The sequence below is a fragment of the Streptomyces eurocidicus genome, assembly GCF_002891295.1.
In the GTDB taxonomy this organism is placed as follows: Bacteria; Actinomycetota; Actinomycetes; order Streptomycetales; family Streptomycetaceae; genus Streptomyces; species Streptomyces eurocidicus.
In genome coordinates, this window is sequence record NZ_LGUI01000005.1 from 196,380 (window position 1) to 215,094 (window position 18,715).

General features: G+C 71.8%; 18 protein-coding genes and 1 pseudogene. 9 read left to right on the forward strand and 10 right to left on the reverse strand.

Translation table 11 applies throughout. The features are described from left to right. Position 1 precedes the first annotated feature (1 nt). A complete protein-coding gene (locus tag AF335_RS17815; RefSeq protein WP_102919389.1) occupies positions 2-1,360 on the forward strand; it encodes a condensation domain-containing protein in 1,359 nt (452 codons plus the stop codon). On the opposite strand, the gene AF335_RS35710 is transcribed toward AF335_RS17815, so the two are convergent. Both AF335_RS35710 and AF335_RS36660 read right to left on the reverse strand, forming a co-directional pair. Continuing rightward, the gene (locus AF335_RS35710) at positions 1,357-1,797 is read right to left on the reverse strand and encodes a BTAD domain-containing putative transcriptional regulator (protein ID WP_376697825.1); all 441 of its coding nucleotides are present in this window, start codon (positions 1,795-1,797) and stop codon (positions 1,357-1,359) included. The two genes, AF335_RS17815 and AF335_RS35710, sit on opposite strands and share 4 nt — an antisense overlap. Next, complete coding sequence (locus AF335_RS36660; protein WP_376697823.1) at positions 1,695-2,279, reverse strand: AfsR/SARP family transcriptional regulator; 585 nt, start codon at positions 2,277-2,279, stop codon at positions 1,695-1,697. The genes AF335_RS35710 and AF335_RS36660 overlap by 103 nt, the downstream gene beginning before the upstream one ends. Before the next feature lie 286 nt (positions 2,280-2,565). Between AF335_RS36660 and kdpF the strand changes: the two genes are divergently transcribed. The 5 genes and pseudogenes from kdpF to AF335_RS35720 all read left to right on the forward strand — a co-directional run. Continuing rightward, positions 2,566-2,655 (forward strand): K(+)-transporting ATPase subunit F, encoded by a 90-nt coding sequence (gene kdpF, locus AF335_RS17825; RefSeq protein WP_102919390.1) that lies wholly within the window; start codon positions 2,566-2,568, stop codon positions 2,653-2,655. Beyond that, complete coding sequence (gene kdpA, locus AF335_RS17830) at positions 2,655-4,322, forward strand: potassium-transporting ATPase subunit KdpA (protein ID WP_102919391.1); 1,668 nt, start codon at positions 2,655-2,657, stop codon at positions 4,320-4,322. The genes kdpF and kdpA overlap by 1 nt, the downstream gene beginning before the upstream one ends. Further along, entirely contained in the window at positions 4,319-6,400 is a 2,082-nt protein-coding gene (gene kdpB, locus AF335_RS17835) for a potassium-transporting ATPase subunit KdpB (RefSeq protein ID WP_102919392.1), read from the forward strand. Before kdpA ends, kdpB begins: the two co-directional genes overlap by 4 nt. Before the next feature lie 27 nt (positions 6,401-6,427). Next, positions 6,428-7,078 (forward strand): potassium-transporting ATPase subunit KdpC, encoded by a 651-nt coding sequence (gene kdpC, locus AF335_RS17840; protein ID WP_102919393.1) that lies wholly within the window; start codon positions 6,428-6,430, stop codon positions 7,076-7,078. Between the two features lie 172 nt (positions 7,079-7,250). Beyond that, positions 7,251-7,433: pseudogene (locus AF335_RS35720) on the forward strand (MarR family transcriptional regulator); the annotation flags it as partial. 29 nt (positions 7,434-7,462) lie between these two features. Here the strand turns inward: AF335_RS35720 and AF335_RS17850 are convergent. The 3 genes from AF335_RS17850 to AF335_RS17860 all read right to left on the reverse strand — a co-directional run bounded on the left by AF335_RS17850 (position 7,463) and on the right by AF335_RS17860 (position 9,139). Next, the gene (locus AF335_RS17850; protein ID WP_102919394.1) at positions 7,463-7,792 is read right to left on the reverse strand and encodes a hypothetical protein; all 330 of its coding nucleotides are present in this window, start codon (positions 7,790-7,792) and stop codon (positions 7,463-7,465) included. Between the two features lie 276 nt (positions 7,793-8,068). Then, a complete protein-coding gene (locus AF335_RS17855) occupies positions 8,069-8,524 on the reverse strand; it encodes a spore-associated protein A (RefSeq protein ID WP_244927074.1) in 456 nt (151 codons plus the stop codon). A 219-nt stretch (positions 8,525-8,743) separates the two neighbouring features. Continuing rightward, complete coding sequence (locus AF335_RS17860) at positions 8,744-9,139, reverse strand: hypothetical protein (RefSeq protein WP_102919670.1); 396 nt, start codon at positions 9,137-9,139, stop codon at positions 8,744-8,746. Positions 9,140-9,462: 323 nt separating this feature from the next. On the opposite strand from AF335_RS17860, the gene AF335_RS36225 reads away from it, so the two are divergent. Then, a complete protein-coding gene (locus tag AF335_RS36225) occupies positions 9,463-12,219 on the forward strand; it encodes a helix-turn-helix transcriptional regulator (RefSeq protein ID WP_170127733.1) in 2,757 nt (918 codons plus the stop codon). A gap of 278 nt (positions 12,220-12,497) precedes the next feature. On the opposite strand, the gene AF335_RS17870 is transcribed toward AF335_RS36225, so the two are convergent. Further along, positions 12,498-13,940, reverse strand: a complete 1,443-nt coding sequence (locus AF335_RS17870; RefSeq protein ID WP_102919397.1) for an aldehyde dehydrogenase — start codon at positions 13,938-13,940, stop codon at positions 12,498-12,500. 130 nt (positions 13,941-14,070) lie between these two features. Here AF335_RS17870 and AF335_RS17875 point away from each other — a divergent pair, with 130 nt between their 5' ends. Continuing rightward, complete coding sequence (locus tag AF335_RS17875) at positions 14,071-14,658, forward strand: TetR/AcrR family transcriptional regulator (RefSeq protein WP_184743540.1); 588 nt, start codon at positions 14,071-14,073, stop codon at positions 14,656-14,658. Between the two features lie 27 nt (positions 14,659-14,685). Here the strand turns inward: AF335_RS17875 and AF335_RS17880 are convergent, their stop codons facing one another. From AF335_RS17880 to AF335_RS17895, 4 genes are all read right to left on the reverse strand, one after another. Continuing rightward, positions 14,686-15,246, reverse strand: coding sequence for a CGNR zinc finger domain-containing protein (locus AF335_RS17880; protein WP_102919399.1), 561 nt, complete (start codon positions 15,244-15,246; stop codon positions 14,686-14,688). 127 nt (positions 15,247-15,373) lie between these two features. Then, on the reverse strand, positions 15,374-15,574 hold the full coding sequence (locus AF335_RS17885; RefSeq protein ID WP_376697824.1) for a hypothetical protein: 201 nt from the start codon (positions 15,572-15,574) through the stop codon (positions 15,374-15,376). A 117-nt stretch (positions 15,575-15,691) separates the two neighbouring features. After that, on the reverse strand, positions 15,692-16,732 hold the full coding sequence (locus AF335_RS17890) for an alpha/beta fold hydrolase (protein WP_102919400.1): 1,041 nt from the start codon (positions 16,730-16,732) through the stop codon (positions 15,692-15,694). 165 nt (positions 16,733-16,897) lie between these two features. Further along, a complete protein-coding gene (locus AF335_RS17895; protein WP_102919401.1) occupies positions 16,898-17,344 on the reverse strand; it encodes an HAD family hydrolase in 447 nt (148 codons plus the stop codon). Between the two features lie 312 nt (positions 17,345-17,656). Between AF335_RS17895 and AF335_RS17900 the strand changes: the two genes are divergently transcribed. Then, complete coding sequence (locus AF335_RS17900; protein WP_102919402.1) at positions 17,657-18,619, forward strand: quinone oxidoreductase family protein; 963 nt, start codon at positions 17,657-17,659, stop codon at positions 18,617-18,619. The last annotated feature ends 96 nt before the right edge of the window (positions 18,620-18,715 follow it).

The window sequence follows — 18,715 nt, forward strand, 5'->3', positions numbered from 1 at the left end:
CATGCGCGCACCCGAGGACGGCACGGTGTATCCGGCCTCTCCCGCCCAGGAACGTCTCTACCCGCCGATGCTGGCCGACCCCGAGGTCAGCCGGGCCTACAACATGTCGGAGGCCCACCGCGTCACCGGGCCCCTCGACACCCGGGCCCTGGCGGCGGCCTTCACCGCCGTCACCGCCCGCCACCACGCCCTGCGCACCTCACTGCGCCGGGACGCCGGCGGCACCGTCCGGCAGGTGCTCCACTCCCCCGGCCCGCGGCCCCTGGCCCACGTCGACCTCACGGACGACCTGGCCGGCCTCCCGGATACCGGCCGCGAGGACGCCGTACGGCGGCGCGTGGCGGCCGACGCCGAGGAGCTGTTCCCCCTCGACGGCACGCCCCTGTCCCGCTTCACGCTCTACCGGCTGGGAGAGGACGACCACCTCGTCCTGGCGGTCGTCCACCACAGCGTCTTCGACGGCTGGTCCATGGGCCTGCTGTGGCGTGAGGTGTCCGAGCTCTACCGGGCCGCCGTGACCGGCACACCGCCCGCCCTGCCGGAATCCCCTTTGCAGTTCACCGAGTTCGCCGCCGAGCAGCACGCCTGGATCGGCACTCCCCGGGCGCGTAAGCTCCTCGACCGCTGCCGCAAGGGACTGACGGGCTTCTCCCACGCCGTCACGTTCCCTTATGACAACCCCGCGCCCGAGCGGAAGACCTTCAACGGCAAGCGCCGGGTGTTCACCCTCCCCGAGGACACGAGCGACGCCCTCTCCCGGCTCGCCCGGGCCGAGCACGTCACCCTCGCCGCGGTCAGCCTCTCCGCGCTGCGCCTCCTCCTGCGCGGGCTCACCGGCAGCCAGGACGTCACACTCGGCATTCCCATGGCCAACCGCACCCGGGCCAGCGCCTTCGACGCCATGGGCTACTTCGCCAACGCGTACGTCCTCCGCGCCCGGCCGTCCGACGAGGGGAACCTGCGCGAGCTCCTCGGGCTCTCCGCGGTCGACCTGGCCGAGGCCCTCACCTGCCAGGCCGTGCCCTTCCCCGCCGTGCTGGCCTCGCTGGAGGACGAGTACCCGCGGCCTCCCCGGCTCTTCCGCGTCCTGTTCACCTTCCACAACGAGCCCGCGCCCCCACTGGACCTGACCGGCACCCGCTCCACGCGCCACGACCTGGGCGGCAGCGTCAGCACCACGGACGTCACCTTCCACGTGGGCCGGCGCGACGACCGGATGACGTACGAGTTCCAGTACAACCCGGACCTCTACCGGGAAGCCACCGTCGAACACTTCGCCGCCGGGTACGAGCAGGCGCTGCGGCATCTCCTCGACGACCTGGACCGCACGATCGGGGAAGCGGCGACGGCGCTCGGCTAGGCGGTACGCGAGCGGCCGGCGTCGCGGCGGGCGTCGGACAGGCGGGTCTCGCCGACCCCGCCGGGGCCGGTCAGCGTGACCAGCCGGGTCACCCGGAGCAGCTCGGCGAGCTCGGCCACCTCTTCGGCACGGCCCGCGAAGGAGGTCGGCCGGGCGGGCGGCGCGACGGGCGCCGGGGACGGGTGCGCGGCGAGCAGCTCCTGGTGCGGGGCGGCGAGCCCGGCCGAAGGGTCGGCGCCCGGCTCGTCCGCCAGGTGCCGTCCGGTCTCCTCGAACACCACCGGCGCCGCGGCCTGCTCGCCCTGAGCGGACAGCGCGCGTATCAGCGACCCGGTCAGCCGCTCCCGCAGCGGGTGGCGGCGAACGAGTTCGCGCGGCTCCGGCACGAGCGCGCGGTGCTCCCCCAGGCGCGGGTCGGCCTCGATGCGGTCCTCCAGGGCCGCGAGGCGGAGTTCCTCCAGCCGTCCCGCGGCGGCGCGGCCGTCCCGCTGCCGGTCCCGCTCTCCGTGAGCCCGGCCGGCGCGGGTCCTCGCCACAGCCCGAGCGCCCGGCGCGGCAGCGCGGCCGCCCGTCCGGCGTCGCCGTCGGCCAGGGCGCGCCGCCCGTCGGCGGCCGGGCGCCCGAACCGGTCGGCGTCGACGGCGTCCTCCGGAACGACGATCCGGTACCCGGTCCCGGCGCGCTCGATCGTGGCCGCCGCGCCCAGGGCCGTGCGCGGCCTGGATATCCGGGACTGCGGCGCGTGCGCGGACACTGTCCTGCGCGGCTCGACCTCCTCGGCCGGCCGTTCGACCGGTACGACCGCGCCCGAGCGGATCAGCGGCAACGCCGGCAGCGTGCGCCGCGCGGGGCCGCCCAGCGCTACCTCGGTGCCGTCGTCGTGCCATGCCCGGGTGTCACCGAGGATTCCGAACCGCATGGCGGTGATCATCCCTGGCCGAACATCGGCCACCGGCGCGGACTGGCGTGTTCACCGCCCTGCCGAGGGCGCCCGCTATTACCGTTTTCTACCTAAACAGATCGGTCCGCCGGCTCCCGGCCGCAGTGGCCCTCTCCTGTCCCCACGCGCAACCGGCAGGTCCCGTCCTCCCTCCGCTCCTCTCGAATCTACGGGGTGCATCGCCTATGGCCGATCTGGCTTTCCTCGGCCTCATCGCCCTCTCCTTCGCCCTCCTCCACCTCGTCGTGAAGGGGGTCGAGAAGCTGTGAGCGCCGACAATCTCGTGGGGCTGATCGTGGCCGCGGCCCTGCTGCTCTACCTGGTGTTCTGCCTGCTCTTCCCGGAGAGGTTCTGATGAACGACACCCTCGCCGGCTGGTTGCAGGCCCTCGCCCTGATGGCCGCGCTCACCCTCTCCCACCGACCGCTCGGCGACCACATCGCCCGCTGCCTGACCACCTCCCGGCATCTGCGCCCCGAGCGCGTCGTGTACCGGGCGGGTGGGGTGAACCCGGACGCCGACCAGACGTGGGCGGCCTACCTCCGCGGTGTCCTGGCGTTCTCGCTGGTGTCGATGCTGTTCCTCTACGGCTTCCAGCGGCTGCAGGACCACCTGCTGCTGTCGCTGGACATGAAGCCCGTCCCGGCGGACCTGGCGTTCGACACCGCGGCCTCGTTCGTCACCAATACCAACTGGCAGTCGTACTCGGGCGAGTCGACCATGGGCCACCTGGTGCAGATGGCCGGTCTCGCGGTGCAGAACTTCGTCTCCGCGGCGGTCGGCATCGCCGTCGTCGCCGCCCTCATCCGCGGTTTCACCCGCGAGCGGACCAGCCAGGTCGGCAACTTCTGGGCCGACCTGACCCGGATCGTCCTGCGCGTGCTGCTGCCGATCGCCTTCGTCTTCGCGATCGCGCTCCTCGCTGCGGGAGTGGTCCAGAACCTCCACGGCGTCCAGGCGGTGACCACCATCGCCGGTGACCACCAGAGCATCACCGGCGGTCCCGTCGCCTCCCAGGAAGCCATCAAGGAACTCGGCACCAACGGCGGCGGCTTCTACAACGCCAACTCCGCGCACCCCTTCGAGAACCCCACCGCCTTCACCGATCTCCTGGAGATCTACCTGCTGCTGGTGATCTCCTGCTCCCTCCCCCGGACTTTCGGCACGATGGTCGGCGACCGGCGGCAGGGGTACGCCGTCCTCGCCGTCATGGGGGTCATCTGGGTGGCGTCCGTCGCCGCCGTGACGGCCAACGAGCTGCACAGCGTGAGCAGTTCGGCCGGTCATGCGGCGGGCGGCATGATGGAGGGCAAGGAGCAGCGGTTCGGCGTCTGGGCCTCCGCCCTCTTCGCCGCGTCAACGACGCTGACCTCGTGCGGCGCGGTGAACTCCTTCCACGACTCGTACACGCCGGGCGGCGGCGGGCTGCTGATCTTCAACATGATGCTGGGCGAGATCGCCCCCGGCGGCACGGGCTCCGGTCTCTACGGGATCCTCGTCCTGGCGATCTTCGCCGTGTTCATGGCAGGGCTGATGGTGGGCCGGACGCCCGAATTCCTGGGCAAGAAGATCCGTAGCCGGGAGATGAAGTTCGCCTCCCTCTACATTCTCGCCACCCCGGTCATCGTCCTGATCGGGGCGGGCGTCGCCATGGCGCTGCCCGGGGAACGGGCCGCGATGGCGAACCCCGGCCCGCACGGTTTCTCCGAGGTGCTCTACGCCTTCACCTCGGCCGCCAACAACAACGGCTCGGCCTTCGCCGGTCTGCGGGCCGACACCGTCTGGTACAACACCGCCCTCGGCCTGACCATGCTCTTCGGCCGTTTCCTGCCGATGGTGTTCGTCCTGGCACTCGCCGGCACCCTGGCCGGGCAGCGTCCCGTGCCGGTGACGGCGGGCACGCTGCCCACCCACCGGCCGCTGTTCGTCGGCCTGCTCACGGGCGTGATCCTCGTCGTCGTGGGCCTGACCTTCTTCCCCGCGCTGGCGCTGGGCCCCCTCGCGGAAGGACTCCACCGATGACCACTTCTCCGGCACCTCGTCAGCCGCGCCGGGTCTCGGGCGGTCTGCTGGACCCCCGGCAACTCGTCGCCTCGTTCCCCGACGCCGTCCGCAAGCTGGATCCCCGGTTGATGGTCCGCAACCCGGTGATGTTCGTCGTCGGGGTCGGGGCGGCCCTCACCACCTTGTCGGCCCTCAAGAACCCGGGCGTCTTCCCCTGGGTCATCACGGCGTGGCTGTGGCTCACCGTCGTCTTCGCCAACCTCGCCGAGGCCGTGGCCGAGGGCCGGGGCAAGGCCCAGGCGGAGACGCTGCGCCGGGCCCGGACCGGGACGACCGCGCGCCGCCTCCCCTCCTGGCGGCCGGGGACCGCGGCCCCTCCGGAGGAGGAGGTGCCCGCCGCGAGCCTCCGTCCGGGTGACCACGTCGTCGTCGAGGCCGGGCAGATCATCCCCGGTGACGGGGACGTGGTCGAAGGCGTCGCGAGTGTGGACGAATCCACGATCACCGGCGAGTCCGCCCCGGTCATCAGGGAGTCCGGCGGTGACCGCTCGGCGGTCACCGGCGGCACGAAGGTGCTGTCCGACCGCATCGTCGTCAAGATCACCTCCAAGCCGGGCGAGACCTTCATCGACCGGATGATCGCGCTGGTGGAGGGCGCGGCGCGGCAGAAGACGCCGAACGAGATCGCGCTGAACATCCTGCTGGCCTCGCTCACCGTCGTCTTCCTCGTCGCGGTGGCCACCCTGCAGCCGTTCGCGGTCTACGCGGGCGCCGAGCAGAGCATCGTCGTGCTCGTCGCGCTCGTGGTGGCTCTCATCCCGACCACGATCGGCGCGCTGCTCTCGGCCATCGGCATCGCCGGCATGGACCGCCTGGTGCAGCGCAACGTGCTGGCCATGTCGGGGCGCGCCGTCGAGGCCGCCGGGGACGTCAACACCCTGCTGCTCGACAAGACGGGCACCATCACCCTGGGGAACCGTCAGGCCGCCCGGTTCCTGCCGGTCGGCGGTGTCGGCGCGGACGAACTCGCGGACGCCGCCCAGCTGTCGTCGCTCGCGGACGAGACGCCCGAGGGCCGCTCGATCGTCGTCCTCGCCAAGCAGCGGCACGCGCTGCGCGCCCGTACGGAGGGCGAGCTGGCACACACCACGTTCGTGCCGTTCACCGCGCGGACCCGGATGAGCGGGGTGGACGTGGACGGCCGTCGCATCCGCAAGGGCGCGGCCGCGGCGGTCGGCGCCTGGGTCACCGAGGCCGGCGGCACGGTCGGCGAGGACGTGCGCGAAGCCGCCGAGCGCATCTCGCAGAGCGGTGGCACCCCGCTCGTGGTCGCGGTGCGGGACGCGGACGGCGCGCGCGTCCTGGGTCTGGTGCACCTCAAGGACGTGGTGAAGGAGGGCATCCGGGAGCGCTTCGAGGAACTGCGCGCCATGGGTATCAGGACCGTCATGATCACGGGTGACAACCCGCTGACGGCCAGGGCCATCGCGGAGGAGGCCGGTGTCGACGACTTCCTCGCCGAGGCCACGCCCGAGGACAAGATGGCCCTCATCAAGCGCGAGCAGGCGGGCGGCAAGCTCGTCGCCATGACGGGCGACGGGACGAACGACGCGCCCGCGCTCGCCCAGGCCGACGTCGGCGTGGCCATGAACACCGGTACCTCGGCCGCCAAGGAGGCCGGGAACATGGTCGACCTGGACTCCAACCCGACCAAGCTCATCGAGATCGTCGAGATCGGCAAACAACTGCTCATCACCCGGGGCGCCCTGACCACCTTCTCGATCGCCAACGACGTCGCGAAGTACTTCGCGATCATCCCGGCGATGTTCGCCGCGGTCCACCCGGGCCTGGACAAGCTCAACATCATGCGCCTGCACAGCCCGACCTCGGCCATCACCTCCGCGATCGTCTTCAACGCGCTGATCATCGTGGTGCTGATCCCGCTCGCCCTGCGCGGGGTCCGCTACCGCCCCACCTCCGCGGCGGCGCTGCTCGGCCGCAACATCTGGATCTACGGGCTGGGCGGGGTGGTCCTGCCGTTCCTCGGCATCAAACTCATCGACCTGGCCGTCCAGTACGTCCCCGGCCTCCACTGACCCGACCGCAGAGAAGAGGCGCCAGCCATGTCCCCGCACCTCCCGTCGACGCTGCGGCAGCACCTGTCGGCCCTGCGCATGCTCCTGACCCTCACCGTCGTCACGGGCATCGCCTATCCGCTCGCGGTCACCGGAGTCGGTCAGCTGGCTTTCGAGCACCAGGCCGACGGCTCCCTGGTCGAGGACCACGGCACCCCGGTGGCGTCCAGCCTCCTGGGCCAGAACTTCGCCCTGCCGAAGAAGAACCCCGACGACGCCTCGGAAGCGCTCCGCCCGGCCCCCGAGTGGTTCCAGCCCCGCCCGTCGGCCGCCGACGCCGGCAAGGGCGCCGGCCCGTACGACCCCACCTCCTCGGGCGCCTCCAACCTGGGCCCGAACAACCCCCGGCTCGTCACGACGATCGCCGAACGGCGCGCGGCCGTGGCGGCGTTCGACGGCGTCGGCCCCGCGTCGGTCCCCGCCGACGCCCTCACCGCCTCCGGCTCGGGCCTCGACCCCGACATCTCCCCCGCTTACGCGTATCAGCAGGTGAACCGGGTCGCCAAAACGCGGGGGCTGCCGGCCGGGCGGGTCCGGAAGCTCGTCACCGATCACCTGCGCGGCCGCGACCTGGGCTTCCTCGGCCAGGAGCGCGTCAACGTCATCGAACTCAACCACGACCTGGGCCGACTCGGCTGACACTCGGCCCCGGCGGCGGGGTGGGGTCCGCGTACGTGTACCGCTGTCGGGCGAGGTGCCGGAACCCCCCTCGGCGCAGGGCGTCCGCCACGACAGATCGTCTCTCCGACGTCGGCAGCATCCGGAAGCTCGCTCATTTGCCCTCAACCGCACTTGGGGTCTTATCCGGCCGACCCGGGACGCCCAGGACCGGCTGTGGCTCTCCGAGGAGGGGGAACAAGCCCACGTCGCCCTCGCACGCAACGCGCCGGCGATCCGCGCCGCCTTCCACGAGGGAATCGACGACGCGGACTACGTCACCACGGTGAAGGTGCTCCAGCGACTGATCCGCAACGCGGGCGGGACGGTCGCCTGACGGAACCGAGGGCCTGGGATCGGCGTGCGTCAGATGGCGTCGATGATGATGTCGTCGACGTAAACCGCACACTTGGAGTCGGACTTGGACTCCTTGGTTCCGCCGGTGGCGTTGTTCTGCCACGGGCCGTAGTACGTGAAGCCCAGGTAGCACTTGACCTTGGCCCGCCAGGTGACGTTCATGGTGCCGGTGCAGCTCAGTGCCCCGTTCCACGCCGCGTCCGCGGTGGCGAGGCAGTCCAGGTCGCCGTAGCGGAACCGCTCGCCCGGTTTGACGGCCGAAGCGGAGGGGGCAAGGAGCACCATGGCCACGGCGAGCGCGGTGCCGACGCCGGTGAGCCTTCGGGCAGTGAGTCCCATGTCGTCTTCTCCCTTGGTTCGACAGGTACTTGAGGGGATGGAGCCGGAACGGGCCGGATCACTTCCCACCCGCCTCCGCAGCCTGCCAACCGAAGGAGCGGGCCCGAGGACACGGCCGCCGCGCCACCGGCCTTCGGATCCGCGGCCCGCCGCCCCTTTACTCCGGACAACAGCCGAGCCTGTTCCCCCGGTAGCCTGGCATCCGGCAAGTCGGCCTGGGAGAGCATTTCCTGCCACCCGCCGCTCCATTCACCGCCCGGGCCCCAGGTAAACGGCCTACTGCCCGGTCGGGGCCAGAGTGCCGCAGTTCGTCTTGTACCGGGCCACGACATAGCCGTCGATCTCGCCGCCCCAGTCGACGCACTTGCCCTTGGCGTCCAGAAGGACCGGTCCGGAATACGAGGTGAAGAAGCCGTACTGCTCCTGCTTCGACTTCAGTTCGCTGTTCCGCTGAAGCCAGGAGCCCACCCACAGTCGCGCACCGGTCGAGGTGTTCCGCTTGGTGACCACGCAGTTCTTGCCGGTGGCGGCGTTGTACGCGAGGAAGACCGCCCCGCGGCCAGGGATCGGGATCTGGTTGACCTGCGCATAGCCGGTGCCGCACTCCTGGTTGTACGTGGCGGCGGGGGCTGGAGCGGCGACGGACGTTCCGGTGCTCACCGCCAGTGCGGTGACGGTGGTGGCCGCGAGTAACGCGGTTCCCGCGACGCGAGTACGTACAGCACGCTTCACTGTGTCCTCCATGGAAGTCGCATGGTGTCGGTCGACGGACGAACGCGGAACGTCCGCCTCCGTGCCCACACAGACCCACCGCACCCCGAAGAGGTTGCGCGCCCCTTCACCCCACGGTCCAGAACCGGCCACCGCGCCGGACACGGGTGTTCCCGCCGGGTCCGGCGCCTCCTCCGTGACGACTTCCGGCCCTCTCTCCTCAGTCGTCCCGCGCCCGCGTCAGGACCCGGGCCCCCCGTCCTCGATGTCCGAGATGAGCTTGGTGCTCAGGTCGCTCTGCACCGCCAGCCGGGTGTGCCCGGCGTCCGGGCCCGTACCCCAAGTGAGCGTGACCGTGGTGAACAGGTGCCCGGCACCGGAATCGTGGTAGCGAACCTCCCAGTGGGTGGGCACGTCCTGCGCGCGCAGGACTCCGTCGGCGTGATTGGCCTCCTCCCAAGCGGCCAAGCGCCCGCGGAAGTCCTCGGTGAGGTAGTGGGCACGGAGCTCCCCACCCAGGTCATCGGTTCCGTCGTCGACGGCGTCGATGTAAGCGCCGTAGAAGTCGGCCACCCGGTCGACCGCCGAGTCCGGGCTCCCGCCGCGGACCGCGTCGTTCGGCTGATCTTCAGCCATGGATTCCCCCTTGGGAAGCTGTTGCTCACCCATCACTTACACCCATCACTTGGTAGCAAAATCCCCAAGCTCTCCCGGAAATAGTCATTTCGGGGGATACAAGACTTAAAGTGATGTTCTGGCCACCGCCTGCGTCCTCGCGGCCTCCCGGACCCCCGGCCGATGCCGCCCGCCGCCCGACGGCGTCACATGAGGCATATGGGTTATCTTCTGGAGGGGGATACCAGCTCAGAATAGATAATTTCGCGATTTTCGACATCCATCATTCGTCTCAGGCGTCCCCTGTGAAACGGCGACTGTGCACGAAGGTGGAGGAGTTGAGCATGCGAAAAGTGCTTCTCGAACGCGATGACGCGGTAGCGGCCGCGGCGAAGGCCGGAGAGTCCGCGCGGTCCGGCGGGGGCCGCTGGGTGCTGTTCAGCGGCGTGACGGGGATGGGCCGTACCGCCTTGCTGAGCGAGGTCACGGCACGGGAGGCCGCCGGCGGGGCGATGGACGTGCTGCACGCGTCCTGTTCACCGGAGGAGGCGGGGTTTCCCTTCGCGCTCGTGCGCCGGCTCTTTCCCGAGGCCGAGGAGGTGCCCTTCGCCGACCTGCCCGCCGACAAGGAACAGGTGGTCTTCCATCGTCTCGTGACCCGCTTGGCACAGGCCGCTTACCGGCGCCCTGTACTCCTGACCGTCGACGATCTGCATGACGCCGACATGGCGTCACGCCGCTGGATCGGCTACCTGGCCCGCCGGCTGACGGGCATACCCGTACTGCTGGTCCTGACCGAGTGCGGGGAGAAGGGCGTCACCGTCCTGCCGGGTGAGACGGGTACGTCCGTACGGCTCCGCCCGCTGGGCCCGGAAGCCACCGCCCGTCTGGTGTCCGCCGGTGGGCACGACGCCGACCGGGCCGAGCTGTGCGCCCAGGCGTGCGGCGGCAGCCCGGCCCTGGTGCACGCCCTGCTCGCCGACCTCTGTGCGGGTCCGCTGCCCCGCGGCCTTTCCGAGCTGGGCGGAAGCCGCTATCGCGACGCGATCGCCCACTGGATACGGGTCCGGGCGACCCCCGGGTCGCGCCGGATCGCCCTGGCGCTCGCCGCGGCCGGGGGCGGCACCGCGGTGCTCGGCGAGGCCCTGCTCCAGGAGGCCGCCGGCCTCTTCCCCGGCCACCGCGCCACGCCGGTGAGCACATCGGCCCTCGGCCGGCTCTTCTCCCACCGGCTGGCACGCGAAGCCGCCCTCGCCGCCGCCGACCCGGCCGAACTGGGAGAACTCCGCGGCCGTATCGCCCGCCTGCTCGACGAGCGCGGCGCGCCCGCGGCGGACGTCGCCGCCCAGCTGCTCCGTCTCGACCGGCCCGGCGAGGAGTGGATGACGCGGTCCCTGGAGGACGCGGCCGAGGAGGCCGTACGCGGTGGCCGGGTCCACGAGGCCATCGCCCTCCTGCGCCACGCCCTCACCGCTCCGCTCACCCCCGACCGCCGCGCCGGGCTCGCCCTGCGCCTCGGCGCCCTGGAACTGCCGCACAGCGCGGATGCCGGCATCCGCAGGCTGCACGCGGCGCTGGAGCTTCCCCTCGACCACCACGAACGCGCCGCCGTCGCGCCCGCCCTCGGTGCGGCGCTCGTCGCCCGGGGCCGCACGGTCACCGCCATGCGCGTCATGCGCCGGGCGGGCAGCACCGTGGACGACGGCGAACTCGTCCGTGTGCTGCAGACCACCGCGGCCCTCATGGCCTCCCACGACGCGGTGGCGTGGCGCGACGCCGTGGCCCGCATGCGGGAGCTGGCGGCCACGGCGCCCGCCGCCATCGAGCCGCTCGCCTGCGGGCTGGTCACGGAGTACGAGGTCGGGGCCGGCCGGCTCTCGGCGGCCGAGACCCTCGACCGTGTCCTGCCCCGGCTGGCCGCACCGGTGGACCCCCGGCTCCGCAGCGGCTGGCTGGGCAGCGCCGCGACCTTGTTGCAGTGGGCCGACCGGCTGGCCGAGGCGCGGGCCTTCGCCGACGAGGCCCTTCCCGCACCGCCCGTGCTCCCGGACCTGACGGACATCGGCCGGCAGTGCCTCATCAGCGTGCGCGCCGAAGCGGCCCTGTGGACCGGCGACTTCCGGCGCGTGGTCGCCGAGAACGCCCCGCTCCTCGACGCCTGCGCCGGGCAGGGGATCCGCCTGCCCCACCTGGCGTCCATGGTGGCACTCGCCCGCTACGAACTCGGCCACCGTGCCCATGCCCACCGGCTGCTGGCCGCCATCGACGAGGAGAGCGCCGACAGTTCCTGGGAATGGAACGAACTGCGCTACGCGAGAGCCTTCGTGCACGCGGCCGAAGGAAACCGGCAGGCCGCCCTGGACGACTACCTGGCCTGCGGCCGCGGTCAGAGCGCCCGCGACTTCGTCAGCCCCGTGGCCACCCCCTGGCGCTCCGGCGCCGCCCTCGCCCTGGTCGGACTCGGACAGCCGGCCAGAGCCCTGGAACTCGCCGAGGAGGAACTGCGCCACGCGCGGACCTGGGGCACACCCCGCGTCGTCGGCCGCGCCCTGCGCGCCCACGCCGCGGCCGTGGGCGGCCGCCGGGCGCTCGAGTCGCTGACCGAGGCCGCGGCCCTGCTGAGAACGGCAGAGGCCCCCGTCGAGCTCATCGAGACCCTCCTCGACCTGGGCCACGCGCGGATCGACACCGGCAACGGCCGCAAGGGGCGCGACGACCTGTACGAGGCCCATGCCCTGGCCCTGCGCCTGCTGGCCACCGACGCCACCGGAGACCCGGACACCCCGGACGGGCCTGCCGCGGCTGCTGCCACCGGCCGCCTGGTCCGCGCCACCGACAACGCCCTGCGGGCGAGCGGCGCCCGCGGTCCCCGCCAGGTCACGAAGAGCTGCGCCGTGCTGACCCGGGCGGAGCGGCGCATCGCCGAGCTGGCGGCCCAGGGCCAGACGAACGCCCAGATCGGTGCGGCACTGCAACTGGCCCGCCGCACCGTGGAGACCCACCTCACCCACGCGTACCGCAAACTCGGCGTGACACGTCGCACCCAGCTCGCCTCCCGTCTGACCGGTACGGGCGAGGCAGCCTCCGCACCCGGCGGCTGAGCGGGGACGTGTTCACGGGGGCCGCGTCAGCTCCGCTCGCGGGCAGCCCGGTTCCCCGGGCCCGGACCCCGTACCCGACCGGTCCGGCGCCACCGCCTCGCAGGAGCCGCCCCGCCCCGGGCGCGCTCGCAGCGCGGTGAGGCGGGCGGGACGGCCGGTTCTCCAGCCGACCCTGGCCCGCATCAGGCAGGTCGACACCCGGCGTGGCCACGGCCGGACGTACTGGTTTTCCGGCGCCACGCTCGCCCGCTCCGCGCCTTCGTCGGCATGACGGGCAATCAGATGGTGACGGTCTTGTACTCGATGTACGTGTTCAGCCCGGCGAAGCCGTACTCGCGGCCCAAGCCGCTGGCCTTGAAGCCGCCGAACGGGCCGTCGAAGCCGATGGACGCGCCGTTGATCGTGACGGTGCCGGTCCGTATACGGCGGGCGACCGTGAGGGCGTGTCCCTCGTCCGCGCTCCACACGCCGCCGGACAGGCCGTACTCGGAGTCGTTGGCGATGCGCACGGCGTCGTCCTCGTCCTCGTAGGGGATGACGACCAGCACCGGGCCGAAGATCTCCTCCTGGGCGATCCGCATCGAGGTGTCGACGTCGGCGAAGACCGTCGGGGTGACGTAGTAGCCCTTCTCCAGGCCGGCCGGGACTTCGGGGCCGCCGGTGACCAGACGGGCGCCCTCCTCGATGCCGAGCTCGATGTAGTCCCGCACCCGCTGCTGCTGGTCACGGCGGATCATCGGGCCGATGAAGGTGTCCGGGTCCCGCGGGTCACCGACCTTCAGCGACTCGACCGCTTCCTTGACGGCGGTGACGACCTCCTCGTAGCGGCTGCGCGGGGCGAGGACGCGGGTGTGCGCGATGCACGCCTCACCGTTGTTGAGCAGGGAGGAGAACCTCAGCCCCGCCTTGAACCTCGCCAGGTCCGCGTCGGGCAGGAGGACGGCGGCGGACTTGCCGCCCAGTTCCAGGCTGACGCGCTTGAGCTGCTCGCCCGCGATCGAGGCGATCCGGCGCCCGGCTCGCGTCGAGCCGGTGAACGCGATCTTGTCGACGTCGTGGTGGGAGATCAGGTGCTCGCTGGTCTCGCGGTCGGCCGGCAGCACGCTTATCGTGCCCTCGGGCAGGCCGCAGCCGGACAGCAGGTCGGCCAGCAGGCCCATGCTCAGCGAGTTCTCCGGCGAGACCTTCAGGATGACCGTGTTGCCGGCCAGCAGCGCTGGAATGATCTTCGCCAGGGAGGCGGAGAACGGCGAGTTCCAAGGGATGACCGCGGCGACGACTCCGATGGCCTCCCGGCGGACCACACTGCGGACGGTGGCCGCGGGGTCGGTGGGTGTCAGGGTCTCCTCCCACGCCAGTTCCTCGGCCGCCTTCAGGTAGGCGCCGGCCTGACGCGACAGGCCCGGCTGCCCGGCGCGGGTGAACCAGCTCGCGGAGCCGTTCTCCGCGGTGATCACGGCCGCGATCTCCGCCGCCCGGGCCTCGCGCAGGGCGTCGAGCCGGCGCAGCACCGCGATCCGCTCGGCCGGCGGGGTGTCCGGCCAGGTGCCCTCGTCGAAGGCGGCGCGGGCGACGGCCACCGCGCGGTCCACGTCGGCCGGCCGGGCCTGGGCGGCGCGGCCGACGACCGACTCGTCGTGCGGGGACAGGATGTCGAGGAGCTCCGGGTCGCTCGGCTCCGTCCAGGTGCCGCCGATGAAGAGCTTGTCGTAAGTGATCACGCGCTTTCTCCTTAGTCCGTAGCCGGGGAACTCTCTAACTGTCACATCAATGTAGCGCTTCACGCCGCAACAAGCACATAAAAGTTGCGGGATGGCGCTCTTTCCGCGCGGACAGGGCTATCGTGGGGCCGTGAGAGCCGACGCAGCACGCAACATGGAAGCGGTCATGACGACCGGGGCACGTCTCCTGGCCGCCGATCCGGCCGTGAGCATCACCGCCATCGCGGCGGAGGCCGGCGTGGACCGGCGCACGGTCTACCGGAACTTCGCCTCACGCGAGGAGTTGCTGGCCGCCATCCACGAGGCGCGCCTGACGGCCATCGAGCGGGCCACCGAGGAGGCCCGGCTCCGCGAGGCCCCGGTCGCCGTCGCCCTGCACCGCTACGTCGAGGGCATCATCGGCGTCAACCGCAGGTGGCCGGTCGACCTGAGCCTGATGCTGGCCAATGAGCCCGTCCGGGAGCGGCGCGAGCACTCGGTCCGTGAGCTCACCGACTTCCTGCGCCGGGCCACGGACGAGGGCCTGCTCCGCTCCGGGCTGCCGGACGAGTGGGTGCTCGCGGTTCTGCCGCAGCTCATGAACATCGCCTCGCGCCGGCTCACCGGCCTCAGCCCGGCGCGGGCCGCCGACACTGTGGTCGACACCCTCCTGAACGGGCTCGGCGCGGGCGCCGCCGGGGCCACCCCGCGGACCGCCGCACCGGCGGCACCACACTGACCCCGGGCCCGGCAGCGGGTACCGCGGTCACGCCACGACGGTGACGGCGGTCTTCCTGCGCGCGCGGTACGCGGCGGCCTTGATCTTGTTGCCGCAGGACTCCATGCCGCACCACTGACGCCGTGTGCCGCGCGAGCGGTCGATGTAGACGCGGGTGCACTCGGGGTTGCCGCACTCCTTGAGCAGGGGTACGTCCGGGCCGCTCAGCAGTTCCACGGCGTGCCGGGCGACGGTGGACAGCGCTTCTCGCTGCGTCGCCGCCGTCCAGCGGCCGGAGTGGGTCAGCTGCGGTGCCGCGGAAGCCCTGCGCGCCGCGTCGTTGACCTCGGCCAGCGCCCCGTCGTCGAAGTCCTCGCCGAGGCGCCGTGCCGTGAGCAGTTGGTAGACGGCCTCGCGTACGGTCGTCGCCCGCACGACGTCGGCCTGCCGGGCGGGCGAGACGGAGTCGACCGTGCCGGACTCCAGGTACCAGGCGTCCAGGCGGTCCGGCGCCGCGAACATCTCGAATCGCGCCGTGCGGCGCGCCCGGAGCGTGGCCGCGAAGTCCAGCGCCGGATTGCCGCACACGAAGGCGTGTTCCATGTTCACGTCACCATCCTGACGGGTGACCGTGGCGCCCCGCAAGGGTCGTCGGCCGTTGCCGGGCCGCCCTCCCTCCGTGGCGCTCAGCCGGATCTCGCGTCCTGGCCGGCGCCGCCGTAGTGGAGGGCGCGCGTCAGAGCGCCAGGTCCCAGGCCAGACAGGGGAGAAGGTTCCTCGCCTCATCGGGGTCGCAGCCGTCCCGCGCCGGATCCCTCGGCGAGGCCGCTTTCGTCTCGACCATGTCCTCGTAGGCGATCCGCTCCGGCAGCGCGCCGAACCGCGCGCGGCGCATCACCGAGCCGCTGTCCCGAGTGTCGTGGTCCTGCATCGTCATCCTCTCCCGCTCCCTCGGTACCGGTGCGCGCGGCCCTGCTCCCGCGCGGCTCCGGATGCTCCGTACACTCCGTACGCTCCGGCAGAAATGCGTATCCGGACAACAGTTGATGCGGTATCAGAGGCCATCGGCGTCGACGACCGCCCGGGCGAACGCCTCGGGCGCCTCCTGCGGCACGTTGTGGCCGATGCCCTTCAGGGTGCGGTGGTCGTACGGGCCGGTGAATCTGTCCCGGTACGCGGTCCCGTCGCCCGGAACCGTGAACGGGTCGCGATCGGCGTCGAGCGTCACCGTCGGCACGGCGATGACCGGCCGGGCGGCGAGCCTCTTCTCGTACGGCTCGTAGCGCCGTTCGCCCTCGGCGAGGCTCAGCCGCCAGCGGTAGTTGTGGATCACGATGGCGGCGTAGTCCGGGTTCTCGAAGGCGGCGGCCGTGCGCTCGAAGGTGGCGTCGCCGAAGTCCCAGGTCGGGGAAACGGTGTCCCAGACGAGTCGGGTCAGGTCGTGGCGCTTGGCCTTGTCCTCCATGGCGATCCGGCCTCGCTCCGTGGAGAAGTAGTACTGGTACCACCAGGCGTGCTCGGTCGCCGGCGCCAGCGGCTGGAGGTTCGTCTTGAGGTTGACGACGAGGTAGCCGCCCACCGATACCAGGGCCTTGCAGCGTTCGGGCCACAGCGCCGCGATGATGTCGGCGCACCGCGCTCCCCAGTCGAATCCGGCGAGCACCGCCTTTTCCAGACCCAGTGCGTCCATCAGCGCGATGATGTCGAGGGCGAGGGCCGACTGCTGCCCGTTCCTGAAGGTCCGGGGCGAGAGGAAGCGCGTCGTGCCGTGACCGCGCAGATAGGGCACGATCACCCGGTATCCCTCCGCCGCCAGCAGGGGCGCGACATCGACGAAGCTGTGGATGTCGTACGGCCAGCCGTGCAGGCAGATGACCGGCGGCCCGTGGGCCGGCCCCGTCTCGGCGTAGCCGATCTCCAGCAGACCGGCCCTGACCTTCTTGAGCGAGGGGAACGCGGTGCGTCCGCGGCCGCCGGCCGCGGTGGCCCCCTGCCCCGTCATGGCCGAAGCATGCGCCGGCCCCGCCGGCGTCGCGGCGGCCGCGCCCCCGGCACCCAGGCCGAGAGCCTTGCCGAACGTACGCCTCTTGATCATGTGAAGCCCTCCGCGCGTCTCGAAGTGCCGTCCTGCGAACGATCCGCGCCTCGCAGGAGATCCCACGCGCGCGCCGGTCCCGATGGCCGCCGTGAGCGTGCCAGACGACTGTGGCACAGCTTGTGTCACCGGTCAAACAGGTGACGCATCTCAAGTCTTCGCATATCAGGGGTGCTTGGCCGTCATGACCAGGCTGAGGAATCCCGCGTCCAGGTCACCTGATGCGGCCAGGCCGTCGAAGCGGCTCCAGAGTCCGGCGAACCGCTCGCGGGCGTGGCCCCAGTCCGTGGCGGGCATGGTGACCAGGCCGTAGAGACGGACACTATGCTCTTTCAGGGCGTCCAGGATCTCCGGGAGCCCTGGTGGGATGTGCCAGGCATCCCGGTAGGCGTTGACGGTCGAGGCGACGGCCGCAGGCGGGACATCGAGCACCGCCACGATGGCGTCGAACGCCTCCTGACGGTTCAGCTCTCCCGCCGCGTAGCGCAGCCACGAGCTGGTCTTGAAGACCTTGCGGGCCCGAACGCCGGCCAACTCACCGGCGAGCGTGCCCGGCCCCTGAATGAGCATCCCGTTGGCCTCCACGATGAGGTCGGCGCCGTCCCGCGTCATCGCTCCCCCCTTGTCGTGGCCGTCAGCGGCAGTTGCCGTACTCGCCGAGAGACCAACGCTAAGGCCGGACGCGCAGGTCAGGGCTGGTTACTCGGCTGGAGCGACAGGCTGCCGGCACCTGACGATCACCTTCTACCAGGGCGACCTGCTCCTGGTCCGGAGAGACCAGAGTCTGATCTTCGTCCCCGTGGGCCGCACGCTTCCCAACTCGCCGCTGTGGCACAGATTGTGGACTTGCCGGTCCATTCTCGGCGTCCTAGCGTGCAGCCGTTCCCCACGACGCGCCCGTCGGCGCACAGAGAGGTGTCACCCATGCATGCGATCCGTATCGAGGAGCACGGCGGTCCCGAGGTCATGCGCTGGACCGAGCTGCCGGACCCGGTACCCGGCCCCGGTGAGGCGCTGGTACGGCTGGGCGCCGCCGGGGTGAACTACATGGACATCGGCGCCCGCGCCGAGGGCGGCCCCGGCTGGGGTGCCCCCGCGGTCCTCGGTGCCGAGGGGATGGGCCGTGTCGCCGCCCTGGGTGACGGGGTCCGGGGCCTGGCCGTCGGCGACCGGGTGGCCTGGTTCTACCACCCGGGCAGCTACGCCGAGCTGCTCGCCATACCTGCGGACTCGCTGATCAAGGTTCCCGACGGCGTCGGCGACGAGACCGCGGCCGCCATGATGATGCAGGGCCTGACCGCCAGTCACCTGAGCACCGACACCTACCCGATCGGCCCCGGCGACACCGCCGTGGTGCACGCGGCGGCGGGCGGGGTGGGGCAGCTGCTCACGCAGATGATCAAGGCGCGCGGCGGTCGTGTGATCGGCCTGGTCTCCCGCGAGGAGAAGGCGCCCGTCGCGAAGGAGGCCGGTGCCGACCATGTGCTCGTCCACTCCGGCGGCGGCTTCGAGGAGCGGATCAAGGAGCTGACCGGCGGGCGGGGAGCCGACGTCGTCTACGACGGCGGCGGCGCCGGTACGTTCCTCTCCTCGCAGTTGGCCCTGCGCCCGCACGGGGTACACGCCTACTACGGCCCCTTCATGGGCGTCCCGACCCTGCGGCCCACCGATCTGCCCAACAGCATCCTGCTGACCTACCCCGTGGTGCACCACCACGTCCCCACCCACGAGGCCCTGCTGCGAAGGACCGGTGAGCTGTTCGACCTCGTCCTCGACGGACGGCTCACGCCACGCGTCACCGGCCGCTACGCCCTCGCGGACGCGGCCCGGGCCCACGCCGACATCGAGTCGCGCCGGACCACCGGAAAACTGCTGCTCCTGCCCTGACCGGCCACCCCGGACCCGCCCCGCTTCAGCCCGGCATCGTACGGGCCGGTGGCCCAAGGCGAACTCGGCAGTGCGCGCGGGGTATTCGCACCGGCG

Excerpts from the sequence above, each read along its gene's own strand:
- AF335_RS36225 (WP_170127733.1), top strand. The coding sequence starts at position 9,463 with ATGCGAAAAGTGCTTCTCGAACGCGATGACGCGGTAGCGGCCGCGGCG.
- AF335_RS17885 (WP_376697824.1), bottom strand. The coding sequence starts at position 15,574 with ATGACGATGCAGGACCACGACACTCGGGACAGCGGCTCGGTGATGCGC.
- kdpA (WP_102919391.1), top strand. The coding sequence starts at position 2,655 with ATGAACGACACCCTCGCCGGCTGGTTGCAGGCCCTCGCCCTGATGGCC.
- AF335_RS17890 (WP_102919400.1), bottom strand. The coding sequence starts at position 16,732 with ATGATCAAGAGGCGTACGTTCGGCAAGGCTCTCGGCCTGGGTGCCGGG.
- AF335_RS17900 (WP_102919402.1), top strand. The coding sequence starts at position 17,657 with ATGCATGCGATCCGTATCGAGGAGCACGGCGGTCCCGAGGTCATGCGC.
- kdpC (WP_102919393.1), top strand. The coding sequence starts at position 6,428 with ATGTCCCCGCACCTCCCGTCGACGCTGCGGCAGCACCTGTCGGCCCTG.
- AF335_RS17860 (WP_102919670.1), bottom strand. The coding sequence starts at position 9,139 with ATGGCTGAAGATCAGCCGAACGACGCGGTCCGCGGCGGGAGCCCGGAC.
- AF335_RS36660 (WP_376697823.1), bottom strand. The coding sequence starts at position 2,279 with ATGCGGTTCGGAATCCTCGGTGACACCCGGGCATGGCACGACGACGGC.
- AF335_RS17850 (WP_102919394.1), bottom strand. The coding sequence starts at position 7,792 with ATGGGACTCACTGCCCGAAGGCTCACCGGCGTCGGCACCGCGCTCGCC.
- AF335_RS17815 (WP_102919389.1), top strand. The coding sequence starts at position 2 with ATGCGCGCACCCGAGGACGGCACGGTGTATCCGGCCTCTCCCGCCCAG.
- AF335_RS17895 (WP_102919401.1), bottom strand. The coding sequence starts at position 17,344 with ATGACGCGGGACGGCGCCGACCTCATCGTGGAGGCCAACGGGATGCTC.
- kdpB (WP_102919392.1), top strand. The coding sequence starts at position 4,319 with ATGACCACTTCTCCGGCACCTCGTCAGCCGCGCCGGGTCTCGGGCGGT.